Source organism: Psychrobacillus vulpis, assembly GCF_006861825.1.
GTDB classification, from domain to species: domain Bacteria; phylum Bacillota; class Bacilli; order Bacillales_A; family Planococcaceae; genus Psychrobacillus; species Psychrobacillus vulpis.
In genome coordinates this window covers 54590-71980 of sequence record NZ_VDGI01000003.1, presented here as the reverse complement: position 1 = coordinate 71980, position 17391 = coordinate 54590, and the positions used below count along the sequence as shown (strand labels likewise).

Below are 17391 nucleotides of genomic sequence, written 5' to 3'. Positions count from 1 at the left end.
CATAGCGACGAAGCGGCTCGGCGCTCGCCCGCGGAAAGCGAGCGGTAAGCTTCAGAAAACCAAAGCCATCCTATTTAAAAATAAACCTCGGCATGTAATTATCTCTAATTTCTCGCTCCATAATTATGGTTTCTCATATCATTTTCTTTCAAAGTAGAAGTTACTATTTTATTGGTTTGGAGAAGCTTCCGATCGACTCCTGCGGGAAAGCGAGACAGACGAGACCCTGCAGGAGCATAGCGACGAAGCGGCTCGGCGCTCGCCCGCGGAAAGCGAGCGGTAAGCTTCGGAAAACCTGTTTTTAAATCATCCGCCACGAGATTACCAAAAAAAAGAGAAGCAAGAAAGTGACTACCGCACTTCCTGCTCCTCAAGTATTTCTTTTTGTTTCATACAACTATACTAAGCAAAATCAGTTTCTTTGATCTCTGCTTTGGATGCGTCAATCATTAAAAATATTGCTGAAATAATATGCATAATCATTCCAACAAATGGAATCCACGCAACACACGAAGTAACAATACCTAAAATACTACCGGTTGTAGATCCTCCATCATTTTTAGTTAGGACTAGAGTAACAATATGTAGTATTAACATAACACCTAAAGGTATCCATAAGAAACCTATGACAATTGTAGCACCTAGAATTGGAATACCTAGAATCGCTTCGAGCGCACCTGTAACCCATTTTAATATTTTGGATCGCGACATTTTCTAACATCCTCCTGTAATAATAATTTTTGTAAATTTAATTGAATATACCACATTTTCCGCTAATTGTCTTTATTATTTTATGATTATTTACCTATGAAAGTTAACTCGTTTTGAGTTTCTCGGTAAATAAAAAAAGAGTTGTCTAATAGTCGATGTTCATCGATTTTTAGACAGCTCTTTGGTCTTAACTATTATTTCAATAATCCTTCTTTTAAATCACTATGCCATTTCGAAAGCATTGGTAGATCTTCTTCTGCAATAGAACCTGCTTCTTTTGCAGCATTTGTTAATGCATTATAATTCGTTAAGCTCACAAATGAAATGCCGGCTTCTTTAAAAGCTTGCTCTGCTTTCGGAAGTCCATATGTAAAAATACTTACTACGCCAAGTACTTCAAATCCTTCTTTTTTCAAAGCTTCTACTGCTATTAAACTGCTCCCACCAGTTGAAATCAAATCTTCAATAACAACTACTTTTTGTCCAGAGACAATTTTACCTTCGATTTGATTACCACGACCGTGTTCTTTTGCTTTCGAACGTACATACATCATTGGAAGCTCTAATACATCACTTACCCAAGCAGCATGTGGAATCCCTGCAGTTGCAGTTCCTGCTACAGCTTCTGTTCCTCGAAAATTTTGCTCGATTGCTTCCGCTAATCCTTTTGCAATTTCTTTACGAATTGCAGGTGACGACATTGTGATGCGGTTATCACAGTAGATAGGTGATTTAATACCAGAAGCCCATGTAAATAGATCATTTGGTTTTAATTCTACTGCTCCTACTTGAAGTAATGCTTTTGCAATTGTATTTTCTAATGTCATGCTTGTTCCTCCCACATTTTTAAAATAGTTTCATAAGCTTCTACAGGGGATTCCGCCTTTGTAATTGCACGTCCGACGACAATATGAGATGAACCTAATAGTCTTGCATTTGAAGGAGTCGCTACGCGAATTTGATCGTGTGAATCACCCTCCGCTAAACGAATTCCTGGAGTTACTCGCAAAAATTTTGGTCCACAAGCTTCTGAGATAGCTCTTGCTTCAAGTACTGAACAGACAACACCGTCTAATCCTGCATTATGCGTTAATTTTGCATAGTGAACAACGGACTCATCAATTGTTGTTTTAATCAGTTGTTCCTCTTGCATCTGCTTCTCTGAAGTAGATGTAAGCTGTGTTACTCCAATAATAGATGGTCTACTATTACCTGCACTCGTTCCTGCTTCTAACCCTTCAAGAGCTGCCATCATCATATCTCGCCCACCAGCTGCATGGACATTGACTAAGTCTGCACCAAGTCGTGCCAATCCTTTCATTGCTTGACCAACCGTGTTTGGAATATCATGAAGTTTTAAATCTAAAAATACGTCATGTCCCATTTCTTTCAATTTATAAACAATGGAAGGGCCTTCTTGTAAGTAAAGTTCCATCCCTACTTTCACAAACAGCGACTTTTCAAAAGGTGAAAGAAACTGATATACGTTTTCAGCTGTTGCAAAATCTAATGCGATAATTGGGCTGTTTTTCATAATCGATGACTCCTCCCAACTAATTCAGAAATAGTGTCAAATCCTAATTCGTCTAACTTTTGTGGAAGCTGCTCTATAATATTTGGGCATACAAATGGATCTACAAAGTTTGCAGTACCTACTGCAACTGCACTTGCCCCAACTGATAAAAAGTCAATAACATCGTCTACATCTGAAACTCCACCCATTCCGATAATAGGAATCGAAACTTGCTTACTTACTTCATAGACCATACGCAATGCAACTGGTTTAATAGCTGGGCCTGATAGTCCTCCAGTAACATTTGCAATAACAGGTTTACCAGTTTTCGTATGTAAACGCATGCCAAGTAATGTATTAATCATCGTAATACCATCAGCTCCACCAGCTTCTACTGCCCGAGCAATTTCACTCACATCTGTAACATTTGGAGATAGTTTTACGTACACAGGAACTGAAGATACATCTTTTACTGCTCTCGTTAATTCTTCTGCAACTACTGGATCTGTTCCAAAAGTAATTCCACCTTGCTTCACATTTGGACAAGAGATATTCAACTCAAGAGCATGTACATTTGGAGCTTTTGATATAGCTTCTGCAACTGCAACATAATCTTCTGTTAGCGTACCAGCGACATTTGCGATAATTGGCACATCATACTGTTCTAACCATGGGAGTTCGTTTTCCATCACTTTAGTAAGTCCCGGATTTTGTAACCCAATCGCATTTAGCATTCCAGCTGGTGTTTCTGCTACACGAGGTGTTGGATTCCCAAGTCTTGTTTCTAATGTAGTAGCTTTAATCATAATTGCACCGAGTTGTGAAAGATCATACAATTTGGCATACTCTTTTCCAAAACCAAAGCAACCGGAAGCTGGCATAATTGGATTTTTCAATGAAAGGCCTGGTAATTCGACCGCTAATCTATTCATACTCGAATCACTCCTGACTGAAATACTGGACCATCTGAACATACTTTCACATAATCAGCTTCTGTTTTTTCTGTTGTTTCACACACACATGCAAAACATGCACCAATTCCACAGCCCATACGTTGTTCAAAAGATAAATATCCTTCTTTTTCAGGATACATTTTCTCCAAAGCTGAAAGCATCGGAGTTGGACCACAGCTGTAGTAAACCGCAAAATCGGATTGTAAAGTTTCTAATACATTCGTAACAAAACCTTTATGACCATAGCTTCCATCTGCAGTTACAATATACGTTTCTCCAAGTTCCTGAAATTCCTTCTCATAAAAAACAACATCCTTAGATTGAAATCCAAGCACATGGATCGGTTGTACTCCTTTTTCAATCAAACGCTTAGATAGCTCATATAGTGGCGGTACACCAATTCCACCTCCAACTAATAATGCTTTCTGTCCAGCTTCAACTTTATCAATCGGAAAACCGTTTCCAAGAGGACCAAGTACATCGACTTGGTCTCCTTGTTTCTTTTCTGAAAGAAGCGTTGTTCCTCTTCCTTCTGCACGGTAAATCATCGTAAATTCCAATATCTCACTATTTATAGAAGAAATACTAATCGGTCTTCTAAGCAATGGTTCCATTTGATCAGACACACGTATATGGACAAATTGACCAGGTTGCTTCATCTCTTGTACTAGTTGCCCATTCAATGTAAGTTCAAAAATGTTCGTCGCAATTTGTTTTTGGTTTACGACTTGCATTTGTCCTTGTCTAATCATGCTCGAACCTCCTGATGTTTCATAGTATCTGTTGAGAATGTCATCGATTCAATGACACGTAACATTGCTTCAGCAGTATCTAGAGATGTTAAACACGGAATGCCATTTTCAACCGATTCTCTTCGAATGCGGAAGCCATCACGTTCCGGCTGCATGCCTTTTGTTAATGTGTTTATAACAAATTGTGCATTTCCCTTTTGAATAACATCAAGTAATGTAGCACCTTTTGAACCAATTTTGTCTACGATATCTACTGGAATACCTGCTTTTTGAATAGCATCAGCCGTTCCTTGAGTTGCAATAATGCGGAAGCCAATTGCATGAAATCTTTTCGCAATTTCAGTTGCTTCTTCCTTTTCTTTATCTGAGATAGTCATTAAGACAGATCCATGATCTTTTATTTCCATACCTGCTGCTACTAAGCCTTTGTACAATGCTTTTTCTAAAGTGATATCTTTCCCCATCACTTCTCCGGTAGATTTCATTTCTGGTCCAAGCGTAATGTCTACTCGGCGAAGCTTAGCAAAGCTGAAAACAGGAACTTTTACATATACTCCCGGACTATTTGGCGCAAGTCCTGGTTTGTAACCTTGTTCTATTATTGATTGTCCCAAAATTGCTTTCGTTGCGATATTTGCCATTGGAATAGATGTAATTTTACTTAAAAATGGTACTGTACGACTTGAGCGTGGATTTACTTCAATAACATATACTTCATCTTTAGAAATGACGTATTGAATGTTCATTAACCCAATAATTTTTAAACCTTTTGCTAATCGAGTAGTATAATCCACTAACGTATCAATATGCTGCTTTGAAAGTTTTTGTGGTGGATAAACTGCAATCGAGTCACCAGAGTGAACTCCTGCTCGTTCAATATGTTCCATAATTCCTGGAATTAATACATTTTCACCATCACAAATCGCATCCACTTCAATTTCCGTCCCAGTTAAATAGCGATCGATTAGAACTGGTTTTTCTGGGCTTGCTTCTACAGCATGCTCCATATAATGTTTAATCTCACCTTCGTTATACACAATTTGCATTGCTCGGCCACCTAGTACGTAAGAAGGTCTAACTAGAACTGGGTATCCGATTTCGTTTGCGATTGCTACAGCTTCATCGACTGATACTGCTGTTTTTCCAAGTGGTTGAGGAATACCAATTTCATGTAAAGCTGCTTCAAATTCATTGCGGTTTTCTGCACGGTCGATATCCTCTAAAGTTGTTCCAAGAATTTTTACGCCTCTTTCTTCTAAAGCAGAAGCTAGGTTGATCGCTGTTTGTCCACCGAACTGAACGACTACCCCTTTTGGTTGTTCTAAATCCACAATATGCATTACATCTTCTACTGTTAAAGGCTCGAAGTATAACTTATCTGAAATGGAGAAGTCTGTAGAGACTGTTTCAGGGTTGTTGTTAATAATTATAGCTTCGTACCCAGCTTCTTTGATCGCCCATACAGAGTGAACAGTTGCATAGTCGAATTCCACTCCTTGACCGATACGAATTGGCCCAGAACCAAGTACAATTACGCTTTCTTTGTCTGTTCGAATAGATTCATTCTCTTCTTCGTATGTTCCGTAGAAGTACGGTGTTTCTGATTCAAACTCTCCAGCACATGTATCGACCATTTTGTACACAGGTACAATATTATGTTCTTTCTTGAAATTGTACACTTCAATTTCTTTTACATTCCAATATTTTGCGATTGTTTTATCTGCAAAGCCCATGCGTTTTGCTTTATATAACACTTCTTTATCAAATGGATTTGCTTGAACTACTTTTTCAAACTGTACAATATTTTGTAGTTTATTTAAGAAGAATACATCGATTTGACTCCACTCATGGATTGTTTCTACTGTCACCCCTCGACGAAGTGCCTCACCGATAAAGAATAATCGCTCATCACCTGCACGACGAATACGTTTTTCCATCCACTCGTCTGAAATAGTTTCACTGTTTTTCATTTCGAGATGGAAATGACCAGTTTCAAGGGAGCGAACTGATTTAAGTATGGCTTCTTCAAAAGTACGTCCAAGGGACATTACTTCTCCTGTTGCTTTCATTTGTGTTCCAAGATTACGCTTGGCAGACTCAAATTTATCAAATGGCCATCTTGGAATCTTTGCAACGATGTAATCTAGCGCTGGTTCAAAGCACGCATATGTTTTTTCTGTTACAGGGTTCATCATTTCATCTAACGTTAAACCAACTGCTATTTTCGCAGCTAATTTTGCAATTGGATAACCAGTTGCTTTCGAAGCAAGCGCTGAAGATCTACTCACACGTGGGTTCACTTCAATAATGTAGTAGTTAAAGCTATGTGGATCTAATGCTAGCTGAACGTTACATCCACCTTCAATTTTTAACGCGCGAATAATTTTTAGTGATACATTTCGTAGCATTTGGTTTTCGCGATCTGATAGTGTTTGCGTTGGAGCAACAACAATTGAATCTCCTGTATGAATTCCAACAGCATCGACGTTTTCCATGTTACATACGACGATTGCGTTATCCGCAGAGTCGCGCATTACTTCATATTCAATTTCTTTATATCCTGCAATCGATTTTTCAAGTAAGCATTGTGTTACCGGGCTATATTTTAATCCGCTTGTCACGATTTCGAGTAGATCTGCATCGTTGTGGCAAATACCTCCACCTGTTCCGCCTAGTGTGAAAGCTGGGCGAACAATTACAGGGTATCCGATTTTCTCAACGAACGCTTTTGCTTCATCCAAGTTATGAATGATGTCACTTTCAGGTACTGGTTCGCCTAATTCATTCATCAGTGTACGGAATAAATCGCGATCTTCCGCTTTATGAATTGCTTCAAGCTTTGTACCAAGAATTTCGATTCCTAGCTCATCTAATATGCCAGATTCATCAAGGGCAATCGCCATATTTAACCCAGTTTGACCGCCGAGTGTAGGTAAAATAGCATCTGGGCGCTCTTTGCGAATAATTTTGCTTACGAATGGTAGTGTGATTGGCTCAATATATACTTTATCTGCTATTTCAGTATCTGTCATAATTGTTGCCGGATTGGAATTCACTAGAATTACGCGGTATCCTTCTTCTTTTAATGAAATACATGCTTGTGTTCCAGCATAGTCAAATTCTGCTGCTTGACCGATGATGATTGGACCTGAACCGATTACTAAAATTGTTTCTATATCTTTACGTTTAGGCATGTGAATTCTCCTTTTTGTTTACGTCATTCATTAGTTCGATAAATTGATCGAATAAGTGAGTAGAATCTTCTGGTCCACATGATCCTTCTGGGTGGAACTGAACAGAATACACTGGAAATTTTTTATGTCTTACACCTTCTACAGTTCCATCATTAAGCGCAACATGTGTAATTTCTAAATCAGTATTTGCTAATGAGTCAGCATCGATTGCAAATCCATGATTTTGAGATGTAAGCTCTGTTCTTCCTGTTATTAAATCCTTAACAGGATGGTTTCCACCACGATGTCCGAATTTCAGTTTAAAGGAAGTTGCTCCGCTTGCTAGCGAAATTAGCTGATGTCCAAGACATACTCCGAAAATCGGTACTTGCCCGATAATTTCTTTTACCATTGCAATTACTTCTGGAATATCTGTTGGATCTCCAGGTCCATTTGATAGCATTACTCCATCCGGGTTCATCCCTAAAATTTCTTTTGCAGTTGTGTTATAAGGAACGACTATAACGTCGCAATTTCGTTTGTTTAATTCTCTTAAAATACCGTGTTTCATACCAAAGTCAACAAGGACAACTCTTTTACCACGACCTGGACTTGGATAAGGTCTTTTAGTTGAAACTTGTTCCACTACATTTATCTTAATTTCAGTAGCTTTAAGTGTTTCTACCACTTTTGCAACATCTACTTCTTCACCAGCTTTTGTTAAATGCCCTTTTAAAGAGCCATGCTTTCGAATGATACGCGTTAACTTTCTCGTATCAATTCCTTCAATACCAGGAACATTTTTTGCTTCTAAAAAATCACTTAATGTACCTGCACTTCTAAAGTTTGAAGGTTGTTCTGCAAGCTCTCGAATTACTACACCTGAGAGACCTAGCTCTATCGCTTCGAAATCATCTGGATTAATCCCATAGTTTCCTACCATAGGATAAGTGAACGTTAATATTTGACCACAGTTCGAAGGATCTGATATGGATTCTTGATACCCTGTCATTGCAGTAGTGAAGATTACCTCTCCGATCGTTCCTTCTTCACTACCAAATGCATTCCCTTTAAATACTGTACCGTCTTCTAATATTAAATATCTCGTTTTCATACGTTCTCCTCCTGCCATACGATTTCTCCGTTGTAAATAGTTACTTGCGGCCATCCAGTGCAAACCCATCCGTTAAATGGTGTATTTTTCCCTTTGGATAAAAATGCTTCTTTGTCAATTACTTGTTCTTTTTCTAAATCGATTAAAACTAAATCAGCTGGCGCTCCAACTTCGAGCTTTCCAAATTCGAATCCGAAAACATTGGAAGGCTTTGTCGTAAGATAGTCTAATAATTGTTTTAACGTCCATTCACCATTTTTTACAAAGTATGTGTAAAGTAAAGGAAATGCAGTTTCCAATCCAACAATTCCAAATGGTGCTTTTTCAAACCCATTCGCTTTCTCTTCTTCTGAATGTGGTGCATGATCTGTCGCAACAAAATCTAAAGTTCCGTCTAATAAACCTTCTCTAAGTGCTAGCATATCCTCTTTTGCTCTTAGTGGAGGGTTCATTTTCCAGTTTGCATCATTTGATGGAATATCGTCTTCACAAAGTAGTAAATGATGTGGACTAACTTCCGCTGTGACATGTACTCCCGCTTTTTTTGCGTCTCGAATGACACGAACAGACTCTTTTGTGCTTACGTGACACACATGGTAATGAGCACCTGCAGCTTCTGCGAGTAAAATATCTCGCGCAATATGTACAGATTCAGAAACAGAAGGAATACCTTTTAATGCTAATTCTTCACTTCTCTTTCCTTTATGCATTACACCACCGTATATTAATGTATTATCTTCACAGTGTGCGACAACTGGGATGTTATATTTCGCTGCTTCCTCCATCGCCTCAAGCATTGTACTTGCAGCTTGTACACCTACACCATCATCCGTAATCGCAAATGCACCAAGTTGTTTCAACGATTCGATATCAGTTCTTTCTTTACCTGCTTGACGAATTGTAATAGAGGCATAAGGTAGAACACGAACAAGTGCATTTTTTTCTACTAAATCTAATACATGAGAGAAGTTTTCCACAGTATCTGGAACTGGTCTTGTATTAGGCATCGCACAAATCGTTGTATATCCACCTTTAGCAGCAGCTTTCGTTCCTGTTTCAATTGTTTCTTTATGCTCGCCACCTGGCTCCCGTAAATGTACATGAACATCTATAAAGCCTGGTGAAACTAACATTCCTTTACCATCTATTACTTCTGCATCTTCTGCTGTTACATTCGCTTCGATTTTCGCAATTTTTCCATCTTGCAGTACGATGGTTGTAATTTCTAATTCTCCATCATTGTTTAACATTTGAACGTTCTGAATAATTTTCGTCATTCTATTCTCTCCCTTTCAAAATCATTTCAATGACAGCCATGCGAACATAAACTCCATTTTCCATTTGTTTAAAAATCCTTGAACGATTACACTCTATCAACTCACTTGCAATCTCAACATCTCTATTGAACGGACCTGGATGCATAATAATGGAGCTTTCTTTCATTCGTTTTTCTCTTTCTATTGTTAAACCAAAAGCCTCATGATAATCCTCTTTTGAAAAAGAAGTATTTCCATCATGTCTTTCGTGCTGAACTCTTAACATCATGATGACATCACTCGATTCAATTACTTCGTCAAATTCGTTTATTGCATCGAACTCTCCTTGCCATTGTGGAGGACATACAAAACGTACCTTTGCTCCGAGTCTTGTAAGTGCATGTGCATTTGATCTTGCTACTCTACTATGTGAAACGTCTCCAACAATACTGATAACTTTATCTTCTAACGTTCCAAACTCTTGCCAAATTGTATAGATATCTAAAAGGCTTTGAGTTGGATGATTTCCTGTTCCATCTCCACCATTAATGATTACTGGTTTCACTTTTCCAATTAATGATTCGAAGAAATTATTTTCTTCATGTCTAATCACCAATGCATCAATTCCAATTGATTCTAATACTTTTATCGTATCGTAAAGCGTTTCACCTTTTAATGTACTGGAAAAACCTGATTCGAAGGGGAGTACTTCAATTTGTAATTTTCTTTCTGCCATTTCAAAGCTCATTTTTGTACGTGTGCTCGGTTCAAAAAACAAATTGGCCATTGTATAGCTTTTACTTAATTGTGATATCGCACCTTCTCTAAATAGTTGTGCTTGCTTTATAACTGCCATAATTTGTTCAGCAGATAGATCTGTCATTGATACTAAGTTGTTCATTATCGTATCCCCCTTCTTTTATAAAAAAACCTTCTCGAAAAGTCTCGAGAAGGTTCATTTATGCATAGACTAGCAATGGAATCTATACATAGCTCCCACTAGTCTTACTGAACCTTTCGTTGACTCACAGGACAACAATTTAAAAGGTCATCTATTCACTTTTTTCTTTCATACCTGCAATAGCTTCATCTTTTCTTCCAGGTAATATTAGATTTAATATTACACCGATAATAGCGGCCAAAGCCATTCCTTCGATGCTTAATGATTCTGTTACAACAAATTTTGCTCCACCGATACCGATTACTAGTATTACGGAAGCAATGACTAAGTTTCGATTATTTCCAAAGTCGATATTATTTTCTACAAGCATACGAAGTCCACTCGAAGCGATAATACCAAACAATAAGATCGAAACTCCACCAAGAACAGCAGTTGGTATTGTTGCAATAACAGCCATTACTTTTCCTAAGAAGGAGATAGCGATTGCAATGATAGCTGCTCCTAAAATGACATACACACTATAAACACGTGTAATTGCTAATACACCAATATTTTCACCATAAGTTGTTTTCGGAGGACCCCCGATTAACGAACTAACAAATGTCCCAAAACCATCTCCAAGTAAAGATCGATGTAAACCTGGTTCTTTTATATAGTCACGGTTAACTACTTTCCCAAGTACTAATTGATGCCCTATATGCTCCGAAATCGTTACAATTACGATTGGTACCATGATTAATAATAATTTAGATGTGATTACAAAATCGTAATCTACTCCAGGGATTAAGAATGGTGGCATTTCAAACCATTCAGCTTCTTTTACTGCAGTGTAATCAATAATTCCGATTGCCGCTGAGTATATATAACCAACAATTAATCCGATTAAAATCGGCATTGTGCTTAATATATTTTTAAAGAATATTGTACAGAATATGGCTGCAAATAGTGTAACAAGTGCAGCAGAGAAATGTGTAAAACTATACACCGACTGTCCATCCACATTGATATTCATCGCCATATCAACTGCAACCCCTGCTAATCCAAGACCAATTACCATTATTACTGGACCAACTACGATTGGTGGTAACAGTTTCATAATCCACTTATAACCACTTTTCCATATGACTAATGCTACGAGTCCGTATGTAATTCCGACGAACATTCCACCAATCATTGCACTACCAATGCCGCCTACTTTTGTTGCTAGAATTATAGGGGCGATAAAAGCAAACGATGATCCTAAATAAGCAGGAACTTGAAATTTCGTAATTAACAAGAAGAAAATCGTTGCTATACCGCTTGTTAATAATGCGATTGCGGGGCTTAATCCAACTAGTTGTGGAACTAATATTGTAGATCCAAACATGGCAAACATATGCTGAAAGCTTAATGTTACAAGTTGGGCTCCATTCGGTTTTTCTTGTACATCTAAAACTGTATTTGACATAGACTATTCCTACCTTTTATACGAATTTGTTAATCATTAATCGTAACTCCGTCTACCCCATCTGTTTCTGTTACTTTTACAACAATTCGTTCGCTGCTAGAAGTTGGAATATTTTTTCCAACATAATCTGCCCTGATTGGTAGCTCGCGATGTCCTCGATCTACTAATACAGCGAGTTGAATTTGTGCAGGCCTCCCTAAATCCATTACGGCATCCATTGCTGCCCGTACTGTTCTTCCTGTATAAAGTACATCATCGACTAAAACTACTTTTTTATTTGCGACATCATGTGTAATATCAACTTGTTGAACGAGTGGCTCATTGGAATCATTTTTTAAAGATAAGTCATCTCTGTACAATGTAATATCAAGTTCCCCAATTTTAATCGGTTTACCTTCAATACTTTCTATTTTTTTGGCTAGCCTTTTTGCTAAAAAAGCTCCCCTCGTTTTAATACCAACTAGAATACACTCTTCAATACCTTTATTTCGTTCAATTATTTCATGAGCAATTCGTGTTAATGCTCGATTGATAGATTGTTCATCTAAAATACTTGCTTTTTCTGCCATCATTACCCTCCTATTCTAAGAACATAAAAAACCTCTTGAGCTAGAGAAGCCCAAGAGGTTGTATGTGCGTAATAAAATAGGGTAAACTCAACTAATCAAATTCGCCTTGACGTTTTAACATCCAGATTTTGTGCTCCTGCTAAAAGCATGTAGCAGAAAACAGTGCATCGATCTAAGTCGATGAATTTATTAACAAAATCTGTGACATTCGTCGTAAGCTCTAACCTCAATGAATGAGATTTAGTCCGCAGACTATTAGTGAGTCACTTTTCACATATACCTTCTCAGCCTCTCTGGACTGTTATTAAAGGTGAAGCTATTTACTTTTCTAAGTTATTATAAAGCACATCTTTTCATAAATCAATGATTGTTTTTCAAATGATCCAATAAATTTTTGAAATCCTCTGGAAGTGGATAAGAGAACTCTAAATACTCACCAGTTTTCGGCTGGATAAACCCTAGCACTTCTGCATGTAGTACTTGACCATCAAAGTCTACCGTTTTTTTCGGACCATATTTTGGGTCACCTGCTAATGGATATCCTATATATTTCATATGCACTCGAATTTGATGCGTTCTTCCTGTTTCTAATTGACACTCAACTAGTGTAAAGTTTTCAAAACGATCTAATACACGAAAATGCGTTACAGCATGCTTTCCATTATCTACTACTGCCATACTTTGTCGATCCTTTTTATCACGACCAATAGGAGCATCGATTGTTCCTTTATCATGTGCAATCCGTCCATGTACTAAAGCAATATATTTTCGTGTCACTGTCTTTTTCACTAATTGATCAACTAATGATTCATGTGCAACATCGTTTTTTGCAACCATTAATAGTCCACTTGTATCTTTATCAATTCGATGAACAATACCAGGGCGCATCACACCATTTATGCCTGATAGATCTTTGATTTGATACATCAAACCATTTACGAGCGTTCCTGAAGTATGTCCAGGCGCTGGGTGAACAACCATACCACGTGGCTTATTCACTACAACAACATCCTCATCTTCGTAAACGATTTCTAAATTCAAGTTTTCAGCAACAACATCAAGTGGAATCGCTTCAGGAGTTGTAACAACTATTACGTCTCCTTTCTTCACTTTGTAATTCGATTTCACTGTTTCACCGTTCACTAAAACATGTCCATCTTTTAAATAGTTTTGGATTTGTGAACGCGACCAGTCCGTATCGAAAGAAGCAATTGCCTTGTCAATTCTTTCTTTTGCTTGCTCTTCTTCAATTAAAAATGTTAATTCTTCCATTACTTCACCTTTTTCTTTTCAGCTCGTTCTTCTTTTAGTATGAATAAAATGATGATCACTACACCTATTGTTAATGCAGAGTCGGCAATATTAAAAATTGGAAAATCGTAATTAATGATTGGTATTAAAACGTCAGCAAAATCAACTACTTCTTTTCTCCAGAGTCGATCGATAAAGTTACCAATCGCTCCACCTAACAACATCATTAAACCAACTTGAAACATTGGCTTACCTTTGGCTTCTTTATGAAAATAATATATTATCCCGATAACTACAGCAATCGTAATGATTGCAAATAACCCCATTTGCCCTTGTAGCATTCCCCATGCTGCCCCACGATTTCGATGAGATAGTAGTGCCAGATAAGGATCTAAAATAATTATTCGTTCACCTAGTTCCATATTTTTAACAACTAGCCATTTTGTCCACTGATCAAGCGCAATTACAAACGCTGCGAGTCCATAATATTTCCACATATTAGTTCCCCCAAATATCAAATTCACCATGGCGTATTTGCATCCAGATTTTATCGTGAGTGCTCGATAACTTCTATTTATAATCTGTGACTTCCGCCGGAGACTTTAACTTTACTTAGCTAGGTTCAAACCAAACTATATAAAGTTAAAAGAATCTACAATAGTTTACCATACATTGTCTCTATTCGTAAAAGAGCTATCATAATCACTTTCCATTTTATATAGAAAAGTGTGGTCCTACTAAATTCGGACCACACTCCCAAAAGTAAATTAGAAAATATTAGGAATTCTACCTTTATGAAACCTAGCTCCTACTCTGGAGATATTGGCTCTATCTAATTTATTATACGTAATACTTTTCAACAACCTCAGCACAACGTGCGCATAATGTTGTATGTGCTTCATTTGCACCAACTGTTTCTGAAATTGTCCAACAACGATCACATTTCTCTCCCACTGCCTTTTCAACTAATACAGAGGCATTTTCAAGAGCTAAGCAATCTTCCGTAGCATCTTGTCGTGATCCTCCAATTTCAAATTGGGATACGATAAATAATTGAGCAAAGTCAATGTTCTCCACTTCAAGCAATGAACGGAATTCATCGTTTACATATAATGTTACTTTCGCTTCAAGAGATTTACCTATAGTTTTTGCATTTCGAGCTTCTTCTAAAGCTTTTAATACATCATCTCGTAATTCCATAATTTTCAACCATTTTGGAGCTAAAGTTTCAAATTCTGGATGCTCCGTAGCTTCCGGCATATCTGTTAATTGAACACTTTCTTCTGTTTCATGTTCTAAATAAGCCCAAAGCTCATCTGTCGTATGCGGTAAGATTGGCGTCATTAATTTTAATAGTGAAAGAAGTGTATCATACATAACCGTTTGCATCGCACGGCGATCTTTGCTATCAGCACCATAGATATAGACAACATCTTTAGCAATATCTAGATAGAATGAGCTTAATTCACCTGCAACAAAGTTATTTACATTGTGATAAACACTTGCAAAATCATAGCGATCATAAGCAGCTCTTACTGATTTAATAACCTCTTGAAGTTTCATATACATATATTGATCTACTTCACGAAGCTCTTTAAATTCCACACGGTCATTCACTGGATGAAAGTCTGTAATATTTCCATGTAAAAAGCGGAATGTATTACGGATCTTACGGTATACTTCTGTTACTTGTTTAATGATTGCATCAGATACACGTACATCTGCCGTATAATCAACTGAAGCAACCCATAAACGAAGAATATCTGCACCTAGTTGATTCATCACCTTAGCCGGAACGACTACATTACCAAGCGATTTACTCATTTTACGACCATCACCATCTAGTATAAATCCATGACTTAAAAGTCCTTTATACGGTGCATGACCGAACATTGCAGTACTAGTAATTAGTGAGGAGTTAAACCAACCTCGATATTGGTCGGATCCTTCTAAATATAAATCAGCTGGGAAAACTAAATCATCTCGTTCTTCTAATACAGCCTGATGTGTAGAACCTGAATCAAACCATACGTCCATAATATCTGTTTCTTTCGTGAAAAGACCGTTTGGACTTCCTGGATGTGTAAATCCAGCTGGTAGTAATTCTTTTGCTTCTTTTTCAAACCAAATATTTGAACCATGTTCACGGAATAATTTCGATACATGTAAAATTGTTTCTTCTGTCAAGATTGGTTCTCCATCTTCTGTATAGAACACAGGAATCGGAACACCCCAAACACGTTGACGGGAAATACACCAATCTCCACGATCACGGATCATGTTAAATAATCGAGTTTCTCCCCAAGCAGGTGTGAATTTAGTATCACGAATTGCTTGTAATAGTTCGCTTCTAAATGCTTCTATCGAAGCAAACCATTGAGCAGTTGCACGATAAATTACTGGTTTTTTTGTACGCCAATCATGTGGATACGAATGTGTAAAGAAAGTAAGCTTTTCAAGTGCTCCAGCTGCATCCAAAGCTTCTGTAATTGCTTTGTTTGCAGTATCATAAAATAACCCTTCGAAGCCAGGAGCTTCAGCAGTCATTACACCACGATCATCAACTGGACTTAATACGTCTAAACCGTATGCTTTACCAACGTAGAAGTCATCTTCCCCATGTCCTGGTGCTGTATGAACACATCCAGTACCAGATTCAGTTGTAACATGATCCCCAAGAATTACTAATGAGTCGCGATCATAAAGTGGATGTTTAGCAATGATACGCTCCATTTTTTCTCCAGCTAGTGTACGTTCAACTGAATACTCTTCCCAACCAAGCTCTGTTGCAACAGATTCTACTAAGTCTTTAGCTACAACATATTTAGAGTCTTTCGCATGAACGACTGCATATTCTACTTCTGGATGAAGTGCTATACCTTGGTTTGCTGGAATTGTCCAAGGCGTAGTCGTCCAGATGATGAACTTAGTTCCTTCTTCAAGTACACCTTTTCCTTCTGTAACTGCAAAACTTACATAAATAGATGGTGATTTTTTATCTTGATATTCAATTTCTGCTTCTGCTAGTGCAGATTCACTTGATGGTGACCAATATACAGGTTTCAATCCTTTATAGATATAGCCTTTTTTCGCCATTGCACCAAATACTTCGATTTGCCGAGATTCAAATGCTGGAGTAAGTGTTACATAAGGATTATCCCAATCTCCACGAACACCTAGACGTTTAAATTGAGTACGTTGGTTGTTAATTTGTTCGTAAGCATATTCTTCACAAAGCTTTCGGAATTCTGCTAATGACATTTCTTTTCGTTTAACACCTTTGTTTGTTAGTGCTTGCTCGATTGGTAAACCGTGAGTATCCCAACCTGGTACATATGGTGCACGGAAACCTGTCATTGACTTATGACGGACAATCATATCTTTTAATACTTTGTTCAATGCATGCCCAATATGAATATCACCATTAGCGTATGGAGGCCCATCATGTAATACAAAGAAAGGACGATCTGCTGTTCTTTCTTGAACTTTTTTATAAATATCCATTTCAGCCCATTTTTCTTGTATTTCTAATTCTTTTACCGGTAAATTTCCACGCATTGGGAAATCTGTTTTTGGCATTAATAACGTGTCTTTGTATTCCATCTAAAATTCCTCCTTTTATTTTAAAAGCGAAAGCGCCTTGCTTTTGAGCAACAAAAAAACTCCTCATCCCAAAAAGGGACGAGAAGTTCATACTCGCGGTACCACCCTACTTGCGATTTCCGAAAAAACCGCCGCTTAGTATGCCGTA

14 protein-coding genes and 1 other annotated feature (1 of these 15 running past the window's edge) are annotated in these 17391 nt (G+C 37.6%); all 14 genes read right to left on the bottom strand.

Features of this window, described 5'->3' with window-relative positions; all coding sequences use genetic code 11:
* Positions 1–402 precede the first annotated feature (402 nt).
* On the bottom strand, positions 403–711 hold the full coding sequence (locus FG384_RS04330) for a hypothetical protein (protein ID WP_142641364.1): 309 nt from the start codon (positions 709–711) through the stop codon (positions 403–405).
* A 194-nt stretch (positions 712–905) separates the two neighbouring features.
* Positions 906–1538 (bottom strand): orotate phosphoribosyltransferase, encoded by a 633-nt coding sequence (pyrE, locus tag FG384_RS04325; RefSeq protein ID WP_142641363.1) that lies wholly within the window; start codon positions 1536–1538, stop codon positions 906–908.
* Entirely contained in the window at positions 1535–2245 is a 711-nt protein-coding gene (gene pyrF / locus FG384_RS04320; protein WP_142641362.1) for an orotidine-5'-phosphate decarboxylase, read from the bottom strand. Before pyrF ends, pyrE begins: the two co-directional genes overlap by 4 nt.
* The gene (locus FG384_RS04315) at positions 2242–3156 is read right to left on the bottom strand and encodes a dihydroorotate dehydrogenase (RefSeq protein WP_142641361.1); all 915 of its coding nucleotides are present in this window, start codon (positions 3154–3156) and stop codon (positions 2242–2244) included. Before FG384_RS04315 ends, pyrF begins: the two co-directional genes overlap by 4 nt.
* Entirely contained in the window at positions 3153–3929 is a 777-nt protein-coding gene (locus FG384_RS04310; protein WP_142641360.1) for a dihydroorotate dehydrogenase electron transfer subunit, read from the bottom strand. Before FG384_RS04310 ends, FG384_RS04315 begins: the two co-directional genes overlap by 4 nt.
* Entirely contained in the window at positions 3926–7123 is a 3198-nt protein-coding gene (carB, locus tag FG384_RS04305) for a carbamoyl-phosphate synthase large subunit (protein WP_142641359.1), read from the bottom strand. The genes FG384_RS04310 and carB overlap by 4 nt, the downstream gene beginning before the upstream one ends.
* Positions 7116–8216, bottom strand: a complete 1101-nt coding sequence (locus FG384_RS04300; protein WP_142641358.1) for a carbamoyl phosphate synthase small subunit — start codon at positions 8214–8216, stop codon at positions 7116–7118. The genes carB and FG384_RS04300 overlap by 8 nt, the downstream gene beginning before the upstream one ends.
* Complete coding sequence (locus FG384_RS04295) at positions 8213–9493, bottom strand: dihydroorotase (RefSeq protein ID WP_142641357.1); 1281 nt, start codon at positions 9491–9493, stop codon at positions 8213–8215. The genes FG384_RS04300 and FG384_RS04295 overlap by 4 nt, the downstream gene beginning before the upstream one ends.
* A 1-nt stretch (position 9494) precedes the next feature.
* Positions 9495–10373, bottom strand: coding sequence for an aspartate carbamoyltransferase catalytic subunit (locus tag FG384_RS04290; RefSeq protein ID WP_142641356.1), 879 nt, complete (start codon positions 10371–10373; stop codon positions 9495–9497).
* A 151-nt stretch (positions 10374–10524) separates the two neighbouring features.
* Positions 10525–11820: a solute carrier family 23 protein gene (locus FG384_RS04285; RefSeq protein ID WP_142641355.1), complete on the bottom strand. Its 1296-nt coding sequence runs from the start codon at positions 11818–11820 to the stop codon at positions 10525–10527.
* A gap of 29 nt (positions 11821–11849) precedes the next feature.
* Positions 11850–12389: a bifunctional pyr operon transcriptional regulator/uracil phosphoribosyltransferase PyrR gene (pyrR, locus tag FG384_RS04280; protein ID WP_142641354.1), complete on the bottom strand. Its 540-nt coding sequence runs from the start codon at positions 12387–12389 to the stop codon at positions 11850–11852.
* Between the two features lie 360 nt (positions 12390–12749).
* Entirely contained in the window at positions 12750–13661 is a 912-nt protein-coding gene (locus tag FG384_RS04275; RefSeq protein ID WP_142641353.1) for an RluA family pseudouridine synthase, read from the bottom strand.
* Positions 13661–14137: a signal peptidase II gene (lspA, locus tag FG384_RS04270; protein ID WP_142641352.1), complete on the bottom strand. Its 477-nt coding sequence runs from the start codon at positions 14135–14137 to the stop codon at positions 13661–13663. The genes FG384_RS04275 and lspA overlap by 1 nt, the downstream gene beginning before the upstream one ends.
* Before the next feature lie 343 nt (positions 14138–14480).
* Complete coding sequence (gene ileS, locus FG384_RS04265; RefSeq protein WP_142641351.1) at positions 14481–17243, bottom strand: isoleucine--tRNA ligase; 2763 nt, start codon at positions 17241–17243, stop codon at positions 14481–14483.
* Positions 17244–17314: 71 nt separating this feature from the next.
* Positions 17315–17391, bottom strand: a binding site (T-box leader); it runs 148 nt beyond the window's last position.